At 58.4% G+C, this 19,378-nt stretch carries 15 protein-coding genes and 1 pseudogene; 5 read left to right on the top strand and 11 right to left on the bottom strand.

From position 1 onward, the window contains the following. Positions 1-122: 122 nt before the first annotated feature. Positions 123-2,435 (bottom strand): annotated as a pseudogene (gene mfd, locus CINSTRO3249_RS03100) (transcription-repair coupling factor); the annotation flags it as partial. A 209-nt stretch (positions 2,436-2,644) separates the two neighbouring features. On the opposite strand from mfd, the gene lolC reads away from it, so the two are divergent. The 5 genes from lolC (at position 2,645) to pepT (ending at position 7,987) form a co-directional block, all read left to right on the top strand. Beyond that, positions 2,645-3,847 carry a lipoprotein-releasing ABC transporter permease subunit LolC gene (gene lolC, locus CINSTRO3249_RS03095; protein ID WP_074012136.1) on the top strand — a complete coding sequence of 401 codons (1,203 nt, stop codon included), beginning with the start codon at positions 2,645-2,647 and terminating at the stop codon, positions 3,845-3,847. After that, entirely contained in the window at positions 3,840-4,529 is a 690-nt protein-coding gene (lolD, locus tag CINSTRO3249_RS03090; RefSeq protein WP_074012135.1) for a lipoprotein-releasing ABC transporter ATP-binding protein LolD, read from the top strand. The genes lolC and lolD overlap by 8 nt, the downstream gene beginning before the upstream one ends. Before the next feature lie 2 nt (positions 4,530-4,531). Next, positions 4,532-5,770 (top strand): lipoprotein-releasing ABC transporter permease subunit LolE, encoded by a 1,239-nt coding sequence (lolE, locus tag CINSTRO3249_RS03085; RefSeq protein ID WP_174249721.1) that lies wholly within the window; start codon positions 4,532-4,534, stop codon positions 5,768-5,770. A gap of 21 nt (positions 5,771-5,791) precedes the next feature. Continuing rightward, positions 5,792-6,622 carry a Sir2 family NAD+-dependent deacetylase gene (gene cobB, locus CINSTRO3249_RS03080; RefSeq protein ID WP_074012133.1) on the top strand — a complete coding sequence of 277 codons (831 nt, stop codon included), beginning with the start codon at positions 5,792-5,794 and terminating at the stop codon, positions 6,620-6,622. A 102-nt stretch (positions 6,623-6,724) separates the two neighbouring features. Next, on the top strand, positions 6,725-7,987 hold the full coding sequence (gene pepT / locus CINSTRO3249_RS03075) for a peptidase T (RefSeq protein ID WP_074012132.1): 1,263 nt from the start codon (positions 6,725-6,727) through the stop codon (positions 7,985-7,987). 418 nt (positions 7,988-8,405) lie between these two features. Here the strand turns inward: pepT and CINSTRO3249_RS03070 are convergent, their stop codons facing one another. The 10 genes from CINSTRO3249_RS03070 to CINSTRO3249_RS03030 form a co-directional block, all read right to left on the bottom strand. Then, positions 8,406-9,527 (bottom strand): ribosomal protein uL16 3-hydroxylase, encoded by a 1,122-nt coding sequence (locus CINSTRO3249_RS03070; protein ID WP_074012138.1) that lies wholly within the window; start codon positions 9,525-9,527, stop codon positions 8,406-8,408. A gap of 111 nt (positions 9,528-9,638) precedes the next feature. Next, positions 9,639-11,105, bottom strand: a complete 1,467-nt coding sequence (gene phoQ, locus CINSTRO3249_RS03065) for a two-component system sensor histidine kinase PhoQ (RefSeq protein WP_074012131.1) — start codon at positions 11,103-11,105, stop codon at positions 9,639-9,641. A gap of 5 nt (positions 11,106-11,110) precedes the next feature. Next, positions 11,111-11,782, bottom strand: coding sequence for a two-component system response regulator PhoP (gene phoP / locus CINSTRO3249_RS03060; protein ID WP_025422642.1), 672 nt, complete (start codon positions 11,780-11,782; stop codon positions 11,111-11,113). Positions 11,783-11,958: 176 nt separating this feature from the next. Beyond that, positions 11,959-13,329 carry an adenylosuccinate lyase gene (gene purB / locus CINSTRO3249_RS03055; RefSeq protein ID WP_074012130.1) on the bottom strand — a complete coding sequence of 457 codons (1,371 nt, stop codon included), beginning with the start codon at positions 13,327-13,329 and terminating at the stop codon, positions 11,959-11,961. A 19-nt stretch (positions 13,330-13,348) separates the two neighbouring features. Further along, on the bottom strand, positions 13,349-13,978 hold the full coding sequence (gene hflD / locus CINSTRO3249_RS03050; protein WP_074012129.1) for a high frequency lysogenization protein HflD: 630 nt from the start codon (positions 13,976-13,978) through the stop codon (positions 13,349-13,351). A gap of 212 nt (positions 13,979-14,190) precedes the next feature. Continuing rightward, positions 14,191-15,300: a tRNA 2-thiouridine(34) synthase MnmA gene (gene mnmA / locus CINSTRO3249_RS03045; protein ID WP_074012137.1), complete on the bottom strand. Its 1,110-nt coding sequence runs from the start codon at positions 15,298-15,300 to the stop codon at positions 14,191-14,193. 179 nt (positions 15,301-15,479) lie between these two features. After that, positions 15,480-15,926 (bottom strand): NUDIX domain-containing protein, encoded by a 447-nt coding sequence (locus CINSTRO3249_RS03040; RefSeq protein WP_074012128.1) that lies wholly within the window; start codon positions 15,924-15,926, stop codon positions 15,480-15,482. 330 nt (positions 15,927-16,256) lie between these two features. Continuing rightward, complete coding sequence (locus CINSTRO3249_RS17085; RefSeq protein ID WP_174249720.1) at positions 16,257-16,406, bottom strand: hypothetical protein; 150 nt, start codon at positions 16,404-16,406, stop codon at positions 16,257-16,259. A gap of 541 nt (positions 16,407-16,947) precedes the next feature. Next, positions 16,948-17,127 carry a GhoT/OrtT family toxin gene (locus CINSTRO3249_RS03035; protein ID WP_074012127.1) on the bottom strand — a complete coding sequence of 60 codons (180 nt, stop codon included), beginning with the start codon at positions 17,125-17,127 and terminating at the stop codon, positions 16,948-16,950. Positions 17,128-17,350: 223 nt separating this feature from the next. Continuing rightward, the gene (locus CINSTRO3249_RS03030) at positions 17,351-18,406 is read right to left on the bottom strand and encodes a mechanosensitive ion channel family protein (protein ID WP_074012126.1); all 1,056 of its coding nucleotides are present in this window, start codon (positions 18,404-18,406) and stop codon (positions 17,351-17,353) included. Positions 18,407-19,378 lie beyond the last annotated feature (972 nt).

Genomic DNA, 19,378 nt, shown 5'->3' with positions numbered 1-19,378 from the left:
TGCTCATGCTGAGTTTCCAGCACTAGATTAACTGCCCGTTCACGGACTTCCGGAGAGTAACGTTTGGTCGTTGTCATAGAGACCTCCACTTTTAAAGTATAGACTCTAATTTATCCGGGGTGATTCAAATCGCGCATGCCGCTCATCGCCATATTCAACGTGCGTGGGATAGGGGTGGCGGTCAGGGTCAGGATATCGACATCGGCGCGCATCGCTTTGATGCGCTCCTTGTGGCGCACGCCGAAACGGTGCTCTTCGTCGACGATAAGCAAACCCAAATCGTGCCATTTGACATCGCTTTGCAGGAGCTTGTGGGTACCGATGAGAATATCCACTTTGCCCTCGGCGGTCTGCTCCAGCACCTGTGCCTGATCCCGGGCGCTGCGGAAACGGGAAATCATCTCAATACGCACCGGCCAGTTGGCGAACCTATCGCGGAAATTGTCGAAATGCTGTTGCGCCAGCAAGGTGGTCGGCACCAGCACGGCCACCTGTTTGTGGTTTTCAATTGCCAGAAAAGCGGCGCGCATCGCCACTTCCGTTTTGCCGAAGCCGACATCGCCGCAGACCAGGCGGTCCATGGCCAGCGGCTGGCACATGTCGCTCAGCACCGCATTAATTGCCTGGCTCTGATCGACGGTGGGCTCAAAGGGAAAACCCTCGCAAAACAGCTGGTAATTTTCCCGGTTGTGGCGGAAGGCAAAGCCGCTTTTCGCCGCGCGCTGGGCATAAATATCCAGAAGCTCCGCCGCCACGTCCCGCACCCGCTCGGCCGCTTTTTGCCGCGCCCGCGTCCAGGCGTCGCCGCCGAGCTTGTGCAGCGGCGCGTTTTCATCAGCGCCGCCGGCGTAGCGGCTGATAAGGTGCAGCGAGGACACCGGTACGTACAACTTGTCGTTGCCGGCATAGGTGAGGATGAGGTACTCGGCCTTAATCCCGCCCGCCTCCAGCGTGGTCATGCCGGCGTAGCGGCCGACGCCGTGTTCCAGATGAACTACCGGCTGGCCTTCATGCAGCTCGGCCAGGTTGCGGATTAAGGTATCGGCGTTAATGGTGCGACGATTATCTTGCCGGCGGCGGCTGACCCGTTCTCCCAGCAGATCGCCTTCGCATATCAGCGCCCGTGCGCGCGGGGCATCGATAAAGCCGCGCTCGCTGGCGCCGATGAGGAGATAAGCGCCCGGTGCGGCGGCGTCCTCCAGCCGGTTTATCAGCGTCGGCAGAATTTTCACCCGCGCCAGCAACTCGCTCAGGGTTTCCCGCCGCCCCTCGCTTTCCACCGAGAAAATCACCGGGCCGTCAAACTGCTCGCAAAACCGACGCAGCTTGTCCATGGGGGCTTTGCTCTGCGCTTTCACCGCCAAATCCGGCAGCGGCCGGTAATCCATATTGTAATGACCGGCTTTCTCCGGCAGCGTTTGTGTACTGAGTTGCACCCGCGGCCAGCATTTGAGTTCGGCAAACAGATTGTCCACCCGCAGCCATAGCGTTTCGGGCGGCAGCAGCGGGCGCATGGGATCCACGCGGCGATTGTCGAACCGCGCGCAGGCGTCGTCCCAAAAGCGGCCGGCGCCGGCTTCAAGATCGCCGGTGTTGACCACCAGCGTATTCGCCGGCAGATAGCTGAACAGCGGCACCAGCGGTTCGCTGAAAAACAGCGGCTGCCAATATTCGATACCGGCCGGCAACGTCCCTTTACTCACCTGTTGGTAAATGTGCTCGGCGTCGCGCCGCACATCGAACTGCTCGCGCCACTGGCTGCGAAACAGCTCAATGGCGGCTTTGTCGGTGGGGAATTCGTGCGCCGGTAGCAGATTGATGGAGGTCACTTCCTGCAGCGTGCGCTGGGTATCGACATCAAAAATGCGCAGGCTGTCGATTTCATCATCAAAAAAATCGATGCGGTAAGGCTCTTCGCTGCCCATGGGGTAAAGATCCAGCAGCGCGCCGCGGGTGGCGAATTCACCGTGCTCCAGCACCTGATCGACGCTGCGATAACCCGCCTGCTCCAACTGCGCGCGCAACCTGTCACGGGACAGACGCTGGCCTTTGGTCATCAGCAGCGTGTGGCGATGCAAAAAGCTGTGCGGACACACGCGCTGCATCAGGGTATTCACCGGCAGGATAATGACGCCGCGCGCAAGCGCAGGCAGCCTGTAGAGTGTGGCAATCCTGTCGGAAATAATTTCCTGATGGGGAGAAAAGCTGTCGTAAGGCAGGGTCTCCCAGTCCGGCAGGGTCAATACCGGGTGACGGGTGAACTGCGCGATCTCATCGTGCAGGCGCAGCGCGCTTTGCATGTCGGTGGTGATGAGCAGCACCGGTCCCGCATAGCGGTCGACGATGGCGGCGCACTCAACGGCGCCGGTAAGCTGACCCAGGATCAGTTTCTTGCCGGCTTGGGTAGGTAAGGTATAACAATCGCGTTCTGACATAGCTAATGATAAATCTCTTTTCTCACATCACGGGGCCATCGCAGCACAGCCTGCGGTGGAATGCCGCAGCGGCGGGGACGATGGCTAAAATATGCGCGCTTTCAGGAATAAAAGCCGGCCATGACGGCGCTTAATGGTTCCATAATGCCATACGACCCTTTATTATCCTTGATCACTTTGCTTTCGCAACCGCATCCAGACGGAAATCAATGTATCAACCTGTCGTATTATATATTGGCCTGCGCTATATGCGCGGGCGGGCAGCAGACCGCTTCGGCCGTTTTGTCTCCTGGCTCTCCACCATCGGCATCACGCTTGGCGTCATGGCGTTGGTGACCGTACTATCAGTAATGAACGGTTTCGAGCGTGAGCTGGAGAGTAATATTCTCGGGTTGATGCCTCAAGCGTTGTTAACCGGTCCCGAGGGGCGCCTTGATCCTAAACGTATTCCGGCCTCGGTGCCAGACGCGCTTGCGGGTGTGACGCGCGTGGCGCCGCTGACCACCGGCGATGTGGTGCTGCAAAGCGCGCGCAGCGTGGCGGTCGGCGTTATGCTCGGCGTGAACCCGACCGATGCCGAACCCTTGTCGCATTATCTGGTGGATGCCCGCCAGGATGACCTTGTACCCGGCCAATACCGGGTGATTTTGGGCGATGAGCTGGCCGCGTCGCTCGGCGTCAAACGCGGCGACACAGTGCGGCTGATGGTGCCCGGCGCTAGCCAATTCACGCCGATGGGCCGGATCCCCAGCCAGCGGCTCTTCTCCGTGGTCGGCACCTTCGCCGCCAACAGCGAGGTCGATGGTTATCAATTGCTGGTCAATCAGCAGGATGCGTCGCGCCTGATGCGGTATCCGGCAGGCTATGTCACCGGCTGGCGTTTGTGGCTGCAGCAGCCGCTGGCGGTAGATGAACTCAGCGCCCGGCCGCTGCCGGACGGGCTGGTGTGGCACGACTGGCGCGAACGCAAGGGCGAGCTGTTCCAGGCCGTGCGGATGGAAAAAAATATGATGGGCCTGCTACTTAGCCTTATCGTCGCGGTGGCGGCGTTTAATATTATTACCTCGCTCGGACTGCTGGTGATGGAAAAACAGGCCGAGGTGGCGATTTTACAAACCCAGGGGCTGACCCGCCGGCAGGTGATGTTGGTGTTTATCGCCCAGGGGGCCAGCGCCGGTATTGTCGGCGCGTTGTTGGGGACCGGGCTGGGGGTTTTACTGGCCAGCCAGCTGAACCGCCTGATGCCGGTACTCGGCGCGCTGCTTGACGGCGCCGCGCTGCCGGTGGCCATCGACCCGCTGCAGGTGACGATTATCGCGCTATCGGCCATGGTCGTGGCGCTGCTTTCGACGATTTATCCTTCCTGGCGCGCTGCCGCCGTTCATCCCGCTGAGGCTTTACGCTATGAATGATGCTCCTTTGTTACACTGTTCCCAACTCAGCAAACGTTATCAGGAAGGTAAGCTTTACACCGACGTGTTGCGTAACGTCAGTTTCACGCTGGAGCGCGGCGAAATGATGGCGATTGTCGGCAGTTCCGGTTCCGGTAAAAGTACCTTGCTGCACCTGCTGGGTGGGCTGGACGAACCGACCAGCGGCGAGGTGGTCTTTGAAGGACAGCCGCTGAATCAGCTTTCTTCCGCAGCGCGCGCGATGGTGCGCAACCGGCGTTTAGGGTTTATCTACCAGTTCCATCATTTGCTGCCGGACTTCACCGCGCTGGAAAATGTGGCGATGCCGCTGCTGATTGGCGGTGCCCGTCCGGCACAGGCACAAGAAACGGCGCGGGAAATGCTGGCGGCGGTGGGCCTTGAGAAACGCGGCCACCATCGTCCGGCGGAATTGTCAGGCGGCGAGCGGCAGCGGGTGGCGATCGCCCGCGCGCTGGTGAATCATCCGGCGCTGGTGCTGGCCGACGAGCCGACAGGCAATCTGGACCAGCGCAATGCCGACAGTATTTTTGAACTGCTGGGCGAGCTGAATATGCGCCAAGGCACCGCTTTTCTGGTCGTCACCCATGACCTCCAACTGGCGAAACGCCTGCATCGGCAGTTGGAAATGCGCGACGGCGCGCTGCTGGGAGCCGCGCAATGAAAATGCCGCTGTCGTTACAGATCGCGCTTCGCTTCAGCCGCGGGCGGCGGCGGGGAGGGATGGTCTCGTTAATCTCGGTTATCTCCACCATTGGCATTGCCCTCGGCGTGGCGGTCCTGATTATCGGCCTCAGCGCCATGAACGGCTTCGAGCGCGAGCTGAATAACCGGATATTGGCGGTCGTGCCGCACGGGGAAATCGAGCCGGTGGATCCGCCGTTTGCCGATTGGCAAGGGGTGTTAAAACGCATTGAAAAGGTGCCGGGTATCCTCGCCGCCGCGCCTTATCTGAATTTCACCGGCCTGGTCGAACGTGACGATAAGTTACAGGCAATACAGGTCAAAGGCGTCGACCCGGCGCTGGAAATGCGGCTAAGCGCGCTGCCGCGCTATGTTCAGGATAATGCCTGGTCGCATTTTCAGGCCGGTCAGCAGCAAATCATCGTCGGGAAAGGGGTTGCCGATACGCTGAAGGTCAAGCCCGGCGACTGGCTGACGGTGATGATCCCCAACAGCGACCCGCAGATGAAGCTGCTGCAGCCAAAACGTATCCGTTTACAGGTCAGCGGCATCCTGACGCTGAACGGCCAGCTGGATCACAGTTTCGCGATGGTGCCGCTGGCGGACGCCCAGCGCTATTTGCAGCGGGGCGAGGATGTGGGCGGTATCGCCATCAAAGTCAGCGACGTTTTTAACGCCAACAAACTGGTGCGCGATGCCGGCGAAATCACCAATGCCTATGTCAAAATTCGCAGTTGGATCGGCACCTATGGCTATATGTACCGCGATATTCAAATGATCCGCGCCATTATGTACCTGGCGATGGTGTTGGTGATAGGCGTCGCCTGTTTCAATATCGTCTCTACCCTGGTGATGGCGGTGAAGGATAAAAGCGCCGATATCGCGATTTTACGCACCTTGGGGGCCAAAGACGGCCTAACCCGTGCTATTTTTATTTGGTATGGCCTGCTGGCGGGCTTGACCGGCAGCGTGATTGGCGCGGCGGTCGGCGTGCTGATGGCGCTGAATTTGACCACGCTGGTGAAAGGGCTGGAGCGGGTGCTGGGTCACCGGTTATTGTCCGGCGATATCTATTTTATCGATTTTCTGCCCACCGAGTTGCACTGGGTGGATGTGACCAGCGTGTTGGCGACGGCGCTGCTGCTGAGTCTGCTGGCGAGCTGGTATCCGGCGCGGCGCGCAAGCCGCATCGATCCGGCCCGGGTATTGAGCGGTCAATAAGGCCCATAAGGAACAGCGCGCATGCGTATTCACCGCCGGTTAATCCGGTTTCGCAAAAGTAAAAGGTTAAAGCAACAGCGCCTGAGCGCCCGTATATTTCACCGGGACTCACTCGCGGTGACCAAGATGAAAAAACCGTTTGTAGTGGTACTGACAGGGGCGGGTATCTCCGCCGAGTCAGGCATTCGCACTTTCCGCGCCGAAGACGGGCTATGGGAGGAGCAGCGGGTGGAGGATGTTGCCACCCCCGAAGGCTTTGCCCGCGATCCCGCGCTGGTGCAGGCGTTTTATAACGCCCGCCGCCGTCAGCTGCAGCAACCGGCGATCGCGCCGAATGCCGCCCATCTGGCGCTGGCTGAACTGGAGCAAATGCTGGGCGATAATTTTCTGCTGATTACCCAAAACATCGATAACCTGCACGAACGCGCCGGTAACCGCCGCATTATCCATATGCACGGGGAGTTGCTGAAGGTCCGCTGCAGCCAAAGCGGCCAGATCCTTGACTGGGTCGACGACGTGACGGAGGCCGACCGTTGTCATTGCTGCCAGTTTCCCGCCGTGCTGCGTCCCCATGTGGTGTGGTTTGGCGAAATGCCGCTCGGGATGGACGACATTTATCATGCGCTGGCCCGCGCCGACTATTTTCTGGCGATTGGCACCTCGGGTCACGTCTACCCAGCCGCCGGCTTCGTCCATGAGGCTCGCCTTTGCGGCGCCCGCACCATCGAGCTGAATCTGGCGCCGAGCCAGGTGGAAAGCCAGTTCGAGGAAAAATACTATGGCCCGGCCAGCCGGTGCGTGCCGCAGTGGACCCGCGAGTTTATCGACGGCTTTATCGCCCAGCGCGGCTGAGCCGTTGGTTTTGCTCTCTTCAGGCATAAAACTGACCTGACACAATATTTTCCAGCGCGTCGCTGGTCATAATGGGCCGTGGCGAAGAGACAGGCGGAAACAATGAATAAACTACTTGATCGATTTTTACATTACGTATCTTTTGATACCCAGTCGAAGCCCGGCGTGAAACATGTGCCCAGCACCGATGGCCAATGGAAACTGGCCCATGCGCTGCAGGAAGAACTGACCGCGCTGGGGCTGACGGATATTACCCTGAGCGATCATGGCTGCCTGATGGCGACGTTGCCGTCGAATGTGTCCTGGCCGGTGCCGGTCATCGGTTTTATCGCCCATATGGATACCGCGCCGGATTTCACCGGTAAAAACGTCAATCCGCAAATCGTGGAGCAGTATCGCGGTGGCGATATCGCCCTCGGTAACGGCGACGAGGTCCTCTCGCCGGTGATGTTTCCGGTGCTGCACCAACTGATAGGCCATACGCTTATCACGACAGATGGCAAGACGTTGCTCGGTGCCGATGATAAAGCCGGGCTGGCGGAGATTGTCACCGCGATAGTACGACTCAAAGAGCAGAATACACCCCACGGTCTGATTCGCATCGCGTTTACCCCCGACGAGGAGGTGGGGAAAGGGACGCAGTTTTTCGATATTGCGCGTTTCGGCGCCGAGTGGGCCTACACCCTGGACGGCAGCGGTCTGGGTGAGCTGGAGTACGAAAATTTCAACGCCGCCTCGGTAACGGTGAAAATCGTCGGCAATAACGTGCATCCGGGCACCGCCAAGGGGGTGATGGTTAACGCGCTGTCGCTGGCCACCCGCTATCATCAGATGATGCCCGCCGCCGAAAGTCCAGAGACGACCGCCGGCTACGAGGGGTTTTATCACCTCAATACCATGAAAGGCAGCGTGGACAAGGCGGAAATGCACTATATCGTGCGTGATTTCGACCGCCAGCGGTTTGAAGAGCGTAAGCAGTTCATGATTACCAGCGCTGAGACGCTGGGGAAGGGGCTGCATCCAGATTGTTATATTGAGCTGACGATTGAGGACAGCTATTACAATATGCATGAGCATGTTGCCAATCATCCCCATATCATTGAACTGGCGCGGCAGGCGATGCTGGAATGCGGCGTTGAGCCGGTCATCAAGCACATCCGCGGCGGTACCGATGGCGCCCAGCTTTCCTGGCGTGGGCTGCCGTGCCCGAATGTGTTTACCGGCGGGTATAATTACCACGGCAAACACGAATTCGCCTCCCATGACGTGATGGAGAAAGCGGTGCAGGTGATAACGCGCCTCGCCACGCTAACCGCACTGCGGGCCAAAGGCGCGCATACCAAACCCGCACCGGCGGACGGCTAGCGCTTGCCGGCGCGAGCCGGTAAACGGCCGGCAACAGGGCAGCCATAGCCCGTGCCGGCGGCTGGCCGACGCGGGGCAGATACAGCCCGAGTTGGCGGCTGGCCGAAGCCGTGCAGGCACAGCCCGTGCCGGTGGCTGGCCGAAGCGGGGCAGGCATAGCCCGATCTGGAGGCTGGCCGAAGCGGGGCAGGCATAGCCTTAGCGGTCGGCAGCGGCGCATACCCGGCTTACCCAGTGTACCGCTGGCGGCCTGCTCCCTTGGCGCCTAAGACCGCGTTACCGCCGCCACCGTGAAAGTGGCAGGGGTCGGTCTTGGTTAAGGCCGAGATGTCTTGAGCAGTATAATGCCGGCATAAAAAAAAGCCCCCGTTGCAAAACGGGGGCCTCTGCATGATGCAAGGGCAAGGGGCCGGCGGGATCAGTTTTTGAAATACCAGTATCCGCTGTTAATAAGGCCCGCCAGCAGCGCCAGGAAGGAGGGATCGTCCAGCGCGTCGCCTAGCTGTTCCCGGCTGACGTCATAGCGGGCGGCAAGCGCGGCGGCGGCCTGACGGTGGGGCGTAACAATCTTTTCACCGTTGACATAGCTGTCGTCACCTACCCGCAAGACCCGCAGTCCGCCGACGCGATACAGGCTCTCGCCCTGATTAAGCAAGTCGTAAATTTCCCCTGCCTGATAGGGCGGCTCCGGCGGCGCCAGATCCAGTTCATGGCGTGATTGCGAAATAAACTCGCCGAACCATTGATTGAATTGATCGGGCTGCTGCATCAGGTCCATCATCATGGCGCGTAGCGCGTCAACTTCCGCCGGCAAAATGTGGGCGGGATCGTCGCGCGGCTCAATTGTGGGATCGCAGTAGCGCTGGCCGCCTAGCTCCTGAGCAAGCACATAATCGGCAAAACCGCTGACCAGCTCGCGGCTGCTCGGTGCCCTGAAGCCGACGGAGTAATTCAGCGCGTTCTCCAGCGCATAACCTTCATGGGGGAAGCCGGGCGGGATATACAGCATATCGCCGGGCTCCATTTGTTCGTCGATGATCGCCTCAAAAGGTTCAACCTGCAGCAGATCGGGATGGGGACAATGCTGTTTCAGCGGGGTTTTATCGCCGACGCGCCAGTGGCGGCGGCCCTGGCCCTGAATAATAAACACATCATACTGATCGAGATGGGGGCCGACGCCGCCGCCGGGAACCGAAAACGAGATCATCAGATCGTCTATCCGCCAGTCGGGCAAATGGCGGAACGGCTGCATCAGCGCCGCCGAGGGCTCGTGCCAGTGGTCGACCGCCTGCACCAGCAGCGACCAGTTGTGATCGCCCAAATGGTCATAGCTGGCAAACGGACCGTGGCTTACCTGCCAGTTGCCGTTATCGTGGCTGACCAGGCGGCTATCCACTTCCGCCTCCATGGCCAGACCGGCTAGTTCGTCAGGAGACAAGGGATCGACGAAGTCGCAAAAAGCGCGTTTAATTATGACCGGGCGTTTTTGCCAGTAGCGTTGTAAAAAGTCATTCCAGTCCAGCTCAAGTTGATAATCCATAGCCTGTTCCAACGCGGGGAGAATGAGTGAGATTATAACGGATAGCGCCGCCGCAGGCCGGGAAATTTTACCTGCGGTGCGTCAAACGTGACGGGGCGCCCGTGACCGGGTTCAGTCGTCTTCGGGCTGCGTCCCCTGTTGCTTGAAGATGACCTCGACCAGCGCCCCGCCCAGCGCGCTTTCGCCAATCACGATGTCGCCATCGTACTGCTCGAGGATTTCCGCCGCTACCGAGAGGCCCAACCCCTGACCGGGGCGCAGGGTATCGGCCCGTTGACCGCGCTGGAAGATAAGCGTGCGCTTGGACTCAGGGATCCCCGGGCCGTCATCTTCGATTATAACGTGCAGTGCGCTTTCCCTTTCGCGGGCGCTAACCTCGACAAATTCCAGGCAATACTTGCAGGCGTTGTCCAAAATATTACCCATGACTTCCATAAAGTCATTTTTCTCGCCGATAAACGTCAACTCTGGCGAAATATCCAGCGACAGGGAAACCCCTTTACGTTGATACACCTTGTTGAGTGCGGAGCACAGGCTATCGAGCAGCGGCGGTACGGAATGCAGCTCGCGGCTCAGCACATTATGTTCCGAGTGAACGGTGGCGCGATGCAAGTAATAGCCAATTTGCTGAGAGATCCGGCTGATTTGCTCCAGCATAATCGGTTCTGCCATCTCGATATTGGTGTCGCGATCGGTGCGCAGGGAGCGCAGCGTGGTCTGCAGCACCGCCAACGGCGTTTTCAGGCTATGGGTTAAATCAGACAGGGTTGAGCGGTACTTCTGGTAGCGCTGACGCTCGTTATTCAGCAGAATATTCAGATTGCGCACCAGGATATCCAGCTCGCGCGGCGGATTCTCGTCGAGGCGTTCGCGCTCGCCCACTTCCAGCTCGCGCACCTGGTGCACTAAATCCTTGATGGGGCGCAGGCTCCAGTGCGCCGCCAGCCACAGCAGCGGCACTACCAGCAGCAAATTGGCGAGCAGAACGTAGCTGAACCATTCCCACACCAGGTCGGTGCGCTGCAGCTCGTGGGGAATGGTATCCACTACCACAATGGTCAACGGCGGCAGGCGGCCGGTAGCCGGATAGCGGTTGACCGCCACGGAGTGGGTCAACGCATTATCATCGCTGCTGTCAAACTCCTTCAGGCGAACCTGAGCGCTGGGATTATCGCCCACCACCGCGCTGCTGGTGCGCGTATCGGTATCGAGCTCAAAATAACCGGTCTTGGTCAGCCAGTCCTGCTGCAAGCGCGATTCTAGCGCCGGCACATAGCGCTGGCGCCAAAGGATATGGCCATTTTCATCATAAATCAGCACCAGGGCGGCGAAGTTAATATCGATATTCGGCGGCACGGCTATTGACAGCTTATTGTCCTTCCACTGTGCCAGACTGAAAAAAAGATTGCTCTCGCCGCGCAGCAGGCGGAATGACGTTTTATCAAAGCTGACGCTGTAGCCAATGACGGCCACCATGCCGTAGCACAGAGAGAGCGCCAGAACTACGCAGGCTGCCGCCAGCAAAAATCTGACGCGCAGGGAAAACGGTTTTTTGTGGCGTAACGGAAATAGGGTCATAGAGCCTAGTTAACATCAAAACGGTAGCCCTGACCGCGAACTGTGGTGATCACTTCATGCGGGTAATTGGCCTGCATTTTTTTACGCAGACGACCCATTAACACGTCGATGGTGTGACTCTCGCGCAATTCAGCGTCGGGATAAAGTTGCAGCATCAGCGAATCCTTGCTGACGACTTTGCCGGCGTTGCGTATCAGTGTCTCAATAATAGTATATTCAAACGCGGTGAGCCTGATATTAACTTCATTAATCATAAGCTCACGGCGCGAAAGATCAATGAGGAAGGGCGGCAGTTCAATTACCTGCGACGCCAGACCGCTGTTGCGGCGCATTAACGCCTGCATGCGTGCCACCACCTCTTCCAGATGAAAAGGCTTGGTGACATAGTCATCAGCGCCGGCTTCCAGCACCGTGACCTTGTCCTGCCAACCTTCCCGGGCGGTGAGCACCAGCAGGGGAATTTTCACCTGATGGCTGCGCCAGCGGCGAATAAGATTGAGACCGTCCTCATCGGGCAGGCCCAGATCGACGATGGCGATATCGGGTGGATGCTCATTTAGAAAGTAGTCCGCCTCCCGGGCGTCCGCGGCGGCATCCACCTGGTGCCCCATTTCACGCATCTGTACCGTCAGATGATGACGAAGAAGAGAATTATCTTCTATTACCAGAACTCGCATCGCAGCTCCTAATAAAATCACCCTTAACGGATCCGGTGGCGCAATCCGTCTTGTTGAGCGGTTATCCTTCCGGCTGGGAAGGAATATCTTACCGGATAAGAGTATCCCAGAGAGTGACTAAACTCCGCATAAACAGAGAGGGAACCAGGGTCGGGCGCAGGTTCCCTTTTCGCCACCTATTTTAAGTCGTCAACCATTGCCGTCGCGCGGCCAATATAATTAGCCGGTGTCAGCGTTTTCAGCCGGACTTTTTCCGCTTCCGGTAGCGGCAGGCTGTCGATAAAGGCTTTCATGCCCTCAGCGTCGACGCGCTTGCCACGCGTCAGCTCTTTCAGCTTCTCGTAAGGCTTTTCGATGCCGTAGCGGCGCATTACCGTCTGTATGGGTTCAGCCAGCACTTCCCAATTCCCGTCCAGCTCCGCCAGCAAATGGGCTTCGTTCACCTCCAGTTTACTGATTCCTTTTAGCGTAGCCTGGTAAGCAATAAGCGCATAACCGATGCCGACGCCTAAATTGCGCAGTACGGTAGAGTCGGTCAAATCCCGCTGCCAGCGCGAAACGGGCAATTTCGCCGCCAGGTGATGCATGACCGCATTCGCCAGGCCCAGATTCCCTTCCGAGTTCTCGAAGTCGATAGGGTTCACTTTATGCGGCATGGTCGACGATCCGATTTCGCCGGCGACGGTGCGCTGTTTGAAATGATTAAGTGCGATATAACCCCAAACGTCACGGTCGAAATCGATAACGATAGTATTAAAACGCGCGACGCAGTCAAAAACTTCGGCGATATAATCATGCGGCTCGATTTGGGTAGTATAGGGATTCCACCCGATACCGAGCCCGGTGACGAACTCTTCGCTGAACCGATGCCAGTCCACTTCGGGATAGGCGACCATGTGGGCATTGTAATTGCCGACCGCGCCGTTAATCTTGCCCAGTATCTCCACCTGTTCCAACTGACGATATTGGCGCCTCAGGCGATAGGCGACATTGGCCATTTCCTTGCCTAGCGTGGAGGGTGTGGCGGGCTGGCCGTGGGTGCGCGAAAGCAGGGGAATATCACGATAGCGTTCGGCCAGTGCCGTTACGCCGTCGATAATCTGGCGCCAGGCCGGCAGCAGAATGGCATCGCGGGCGGTGGCGAGCATCAGCGCATGGGAAAGATTATTGATGTCCTCGGAGGTACAGGCGAAATGGATGAACTCGCTCACCGCCTGCAGCGCCGGTTGCGCGGCGACCTTTTCTTTTAGAAAATATTCCACCGCTTTTACATCATGATTGGTGGTGCGTTCAATGGTCTTAATGCGCTCGGCGTCCTCAACGCTGAAGTCGGCGACAATGGCGTCAAGGAAACCGTTTGCGTGGTCGTCAAAAGAGGGGACCTCTTTAATAGCGTCACAGGCGGCCAGCTTTTGCAGCCAGCGCACTTCCACCTGTACACGAAATTTCAGCAAACCGAACTCACTGAAAATAGCGCGTAGCGGACTGACTTTGTCGCCGTAGCGGCCGTCTATGGGCGAAACGGCGGTCAGAGAGGATAATTCCATCGATTGCGACTCCTGGAGATTAAGTAGGTGAAAGTATCTGTTTAGCTTCTTTGAACAACCGGTTGCGGGCAAACATCAGCTGAAGTCTGCCACCGCCGACCTGCTGCCATAGCACGGCAGAGCGGATGCCTGCCAGCAGCACGGCGCGCACTTTGGCCTGAATCTGCGTGTTTTGCAATACCGCCGGCGCGCCGGTAACCTGAATGCGCGGTCCGAGCGGGCTGATGATGTCGACATAAATGCTGGCCATGGCGCTGATAAGCGTGTCCGACAGCAAATCAAAATGGCTGAGCTGACGGTCAAGCGCATCGATGCGGCGGCTTAACTCCGCCTGGGCGCCGCGATTGCCGTTCAGCTTGCGTTCAAGCACCATCAGTCCCAAGGTATACCGGGTCAGCTCGGCGCCCAGCCCTTCGCGCGACGACGCATTCAATACCCCCTGCAGCGTTTCCAACCCCATCCGCAGATGGGTCGGGTTATCGCCGTAGACCGCGCGCACCGACGGCGGATTCAGGTCCAGCAGACTCTGGAGCGAGACGCGCAGGGGCTGCTCGTCGCACTGGCTTTGATGCGCGAGCTGTTGTACCAGCCGCGCGCTTTGGCAGACGCCCGCCAGCGCCAGCGTAATGTCGAAATAGTTCTTGGCCAAGATGACTCCTGTATCCATCCCTGAGGTTAAGTCCACCCGTCAGGCGCCCGGTTAACGGCGCGCCAGGCGCACAACGCTTGCGCGATCATGCCATAAAAGCGCGATCAAGCACAGCAGCACGCGCGGCGCGGGCCTTTCGCGCGCGGCGGCTAGCGCGCTATGTGCCGTCGGGCGACGGCGCGGGGGATGCCTCCTGGTGCCGCGAACGCGTCTTAGTAACTTACGGGCTGGCGCGCTTCGATTATCCCGCCGCCCAGGCAGCGTTGCGCCTGATAGAACACTGCCGATTGGCCCGGCGTCACGGCGGCGACCGGCTGGTCGAAGACCACCTGTAAACGCCCGTCCGGCTGTGGCGTTACCAGACAATCGATGTCGGGCTGACGATAACGGGTTTTCACCGTGCAGCGCAGCGCTTGGCTAAGCGGTTCCCGCTCGACCCAGTGTAGCTGACCGGCGGTAAGTCCGGTAGACATCAGCCGCGGATGCTGGTGGCCTTGGGCGACAATCAGCCGGTTATGGTCGAGATCTTTGTCTACCACATACCAGGGATCCTCGCTGCCGTCGCGGGTGCCGCCGATGCCCAGCCCCTTGCGCTGACCCAGCGTATGGTACATCAGCCCCTGATGGCGACCCACTTCCTGGCCGTCAACCGACACAATCGCACCCGGCTGCGCTGGCAGGTAGCGGCCGAGGAAATCGCGAAATTTCCGCTCGCCGATAAAACAAATACCGGTGGAGTCTTTTTTGGCGGCGGTCGCCAGACCGAGGTCGGCGGCGATGCGGCGCACTTCCGGTTTTGCCAGTTCCCCTAGCGGAAACAGGCAGCGCGCGAGCTGCGCATGGCCCAGCGTATACAGAAAATAGCTTTGATCTTTATTATCATCCACACCGCGCAGCAGCCGGCTTTTGCCGTCCACGTCGGCGCGACGCACATAATGGCCGGTGGCGATGAAGTCGGCGCCAAGATCATCGGCGGCGAATTCAAGAAAGGCTTTGAATTTGATTTCCTTATTGCACAGGATATCTGGATTGGGCGTGCGGCCCGCCTGGTATTCGGCGAGAAAGTGCGCGAAAACGTTATCCCAATATTCGGCGGCAAAATTGACGGTATGCAGCGTGATCCCCAAGGTATCACACACCGCCCGGGCATCGGCCAGATCGCTTGCTGCGGTGCAATACTCCTCGTTGTCGTCCTCCTCCCAGTTTTTCATGAACAGCCCCTCCACCCGATAACCTTGTTGTTGCAGCAACCAGGCGGAGACGGAAGAGTCGACACCGCCGGACATGCCGACGATTACTTTTTTATGACTATTATCTGACATGGGATTCTCACGAACGGGATAACCGCCGCGCGTTGCGCGGCGCAGTAAATCAGGCGGCAAATTTTATCATGATCCACCCCCGGGCCGCCACCTTCGGCCGTGAGGGCAATGGCGATGACAGGCTAGGGTCATCGGCGCGGCGGCGCCGCGGATATTGTCGCACCGGCAAGAATACCCGCTCAGAACGGCCAGTTGAAGGCCTGGAGCAGGTCCAACGGCAGGCGCTCGCCGCGCTGATAACAGCGGAGACTTTCCGCCACCAGCGGCGAACGTAGCTGGTTGGAGGTGAGAATGGACTCGGCCGGCAGCCACAGGCAGCGGTCGATATCGTCATCCTGCGGGATAGCCGTCACGCAGCGCGGCAAATCGATGGCGAACAAAAACCGCAAAAAAGGGGTGTTATCGGGCGCAATCCATTGATGTATTCGCAGCAGCGCTTGCGGTAGGGCGCGAACACCGGTTTCCTCCCATAATTCACGCTGCGCCGCTTCGATAAGGGTTTCGTTTGCCTCAAGATGGCCGGCCGGCTGGTTCCAGCGTGGCTGGCCGTGAATCGTTTCCTCCACCACCAAAAACTGGCTTTCCGCCTGCACCACGCAGGCAACGGTAACATGGGGTTTAAACATAGCGGCTTTTGTCCTCCGTGGGCGGTGGTAGAAATGTTAGTCCCGGGTAATGTCGCGCCACTTTGCCGGCGCCAGCCCGGCCAGGCGCCCATCCGCGATTTAACAGCGAATCAGCCGTGGCGTCGGATGCCGGATGTGTGCGGTCACACGGCGCACCCGGCGTTTTTCCCTCAACGAGCATCACCCGTGGCCGCAGGCAGGCATAGCCTTGCCCGCAAATCGGCGGTGCTCGCGGCCGTAACCATTTCGGCGGCAAAACGCGCGCCACCGGCAGACAACGTCAGCCCGTCTTTGCGCATCAGGCCGAGGCGGGGGGCGGCCAGCCGGGCCTCATGAGGTTCGCCTTCCCAGCACCTCGTTGATTTTAGCGGTTTTCTGCGCCGGCGGCGTCAATCTGGCCTGTCGCTTACCCGCGTTTGTCAGGATAATCAGCCCTACACTGTCCCGATCCAGACTGCCGGCGGCATAAATCGAGGGCACCGGGATAGGATCCTTGAGGGTAGTGCGGCCGGCGCTATCGCTGAAGTGAGAGAGCGCGTCATAAGGTTTATTGAACAGGATAACACACCGAGGACCACACGCTGACACGGCTTGACGGCTGTGATTGCGCGTGGCGCAGGGCTATTTGCTAATGGAAATATCTCTGTCAGCTTTAAGGAATCGTTAATATACCGGCGTACACACCCTGCGCGACGGTGGCAAAAAAAGCGGGCCCGCAGGCCCGAAAAAATGGGCAAACTACAAACTTGCATGTGGAGCACTAACTCTAGACAAGGGACAGGCTTTTTGCTTCACGGTGACGAATTAATAGTTAAAAACGTTGATAGAGCAGCGTCATTGATGTGCTGGTGTGCTGGTGTGCTGGTGTGCTGGTGTGCTGGTGTGCTGGTGTGCTGGTGTGCTGGTGTGCTGGTGTGCTGGTGTGCTGGTGTTTCCTTGGTTTTGGAAAGCGCACAGTGCCGGCAGGTGATAAATAGCCGAGGGGACATCGAATGCTGACATAGCGTGCCGGATGTCGATATCAAAACAAGGCGAATAACAGCACTACCGGCAGGCTCATCGGCCAGGTCAGGCCAATAATTTTCGCGGTCAACAGACGAATGCGCAGCGAAGGGTCGTGACTGAGCAGGAAGGTGACGGGCGCTGCGATGAAAAGTCCGATAAGATATATCTGCGTTAACGCTTGCCAGGCGGGGGACATCGCATTACCTATCCTGTTTGACAATGAGAGCGCGGAGTGTAGCCGGTCAGCGAGTATTACGCAATCAGCGGCCCGGCATGACGCCGGTGCCGGAGCGGCAAGGCGCGCTACCCACGGGCGGCGCCGGCGATTGACACTTGCGCGAGCCTTACCCCGTGCCGTTTTGGGTCATCTGCACCGGCGACGTTTCTTCCCCCACCACTTTCAGCGGCGGAAACTCGCTTTAGTTGAATAGCACATTTTGTGTGGGGATAGCCAGCTTGATATCCAACTGCACCAATTCTTCCATCAGGCGGATATTTATCTCCTGCTGGATGTCCATGTATTTGTTGTAATCCGCGCTGGCGACGATATGGACGACTTCAAAGGTCAGGCGAAAATTATCGAAGGACAAAAAATGGGCACGGTCGAAACGGGTCTCAGGGATCGCGTCGATAATTTTTTTCACCCTATCGCCTACCAGGCGTAATTTCTCCGGCGGGGTGGAATAGGCTAGACCAAAGGTGAACACGATGCGTCGGGTCTGCATCCGTTTGTAATTGTGGATGGTTTGCTGCAGTAGAATGGCATTGGCGCAAACGATCTGTTCACCGCTTAAACTGCGAATGCGGGTGGTTTTTAAACCGATATGCTCAATGGTCCCGGCAATATCATTGAAGACGACGAAATCGCCGATAACGAAGGGTTTATCGAAGCCGATGGCCAAGGAGGCGAAGACATCGCTTAATACCGTTTGAATTGCCAGGGCAATGGCGATACCGCCCACGCCGAGACTGGCGACTAGGGCGGTGATATTGACGCCGACATTGCCTAAAATGGACAGCATCATTACCGCCCAAATCAGCACCCGCATCATCAAGCCCAGAATAACCATGGTCACCGGGTTACGTGCTGCGCCGGGCTCGCGATTCATGTTGCCGAGCCAAACGTGGACGGCGCTGTCGAGCCACATGGCGATTTGCAGCGCCAGAACCAGGAACCAGCCATGGGAGATGGCATTATTCCAACTGCCGGGTAAATCGATGAAATGAATACTCAGCAGCAAGGCGGTAAAGAGGATAAGCAGGCTCTTGGTGTTGTCGAGCATCTCTACTACGACCCGATACAATATGCTGTGCTTACCGCTGCTCCATTGTTTCACCCGGTGGCCGGACAAACGGATCATTTTATGAATGACCCAATAAATAATGAAGCTGGCGATGACGACAATGGCGATATTGAGCCAGAACGTGGGACTGGTAATCAGACGGATGAAGTTAAGGTTTCTTAACATCTCCATAAAAGCTCTCCCAGGCAAATAAGTAAAATGAGGCAGGTTGTTCAAATCAGGCACAGTTAAAAAAGTGGCACATTTTCGCCGGGCCGGCAAATGACCGGCCCGGCAGACGACGCAATCAGGACGGTTCTGATGTCTGCGCCAACGCAAGGTATTCGGCGATAAGCGCCCGTCGTCTGCCTCAAGCGTCGGTGTCTACCCGCCGTTATGCGCGAGGAAGGTCTAACCCACCGCCGGCATTGTGCCCTGTCGCCATCTGCGCGGCGACGCTGTGGTGAAGGTATTCAGGCTGTGACAGGCCTGGCATGCCATCGCGCCGGCCTGCGCCGCAGGCCAAACGCTGCTGCCCACGCCTTCGTCGGCCCGTTTGGGGCACGAAATGACGAAACCGGTGCCCGGGTGCGCTCTCCGTCGAGCGCGCCTTTTCTTACCGCCCATGAGCAGGGCGAACACTTTCCCACGGCACGCCACCGCATGCCCAACGCGCCGGGGTTGCCGACGCGTGGGGTCAGGGCGCGGGGTCGCTGTTTTTTTTGAAGGTCTCCGCATGCTCTATGAGCCGGTATTTCCGGCGTTTTGAGGCTGGGCGCGCGGGTCGATATAGTCCGCTACACCGGCGCATGGCCTACGGGCCGGTATTTCCGGCGTTTTGAGGCTGGGCGCGCGGGTCGATATAGTCCGCTACACCGGCGCATGGCCTACGGGCCGGTATTTCCGGCGTTTTGAGGCTGGGCGCGCGGGTCGATATAATCCGCTACCTCGGCGCATGGCTTACGGGCCGGTATTTCCGGTGCCGGATTGCATGCCCTGCAGCGTGATTTCCCAGCGCCTGCGCGGTTGCCCCCTAAGGCATAGGTATCTACACATTTATCGTGATACCTGTTATTACTTTGCAGAATGATTTCAACCTATCTGTTGGCGGGATTGACTCTCGCCTTACCCGCCGATATCAGACGCTGGTTAAACAGCATATGA

It is taken from the genome of Candidatus Sodalis sp. SoCistrobi, assembly GCF_900143145.1.
Taxonomy (GTDB): Bacteria; Pseudomonadota; Gammaproteobacteria; order Enterobacterales; family Enterobacteriaceae; genus SoCistrobi.
The sequence above is the reverse complement of the archived record's forward strand: the minus strand, read 5'-3'. Positions and strand labels throughout refer to the sequence as shown.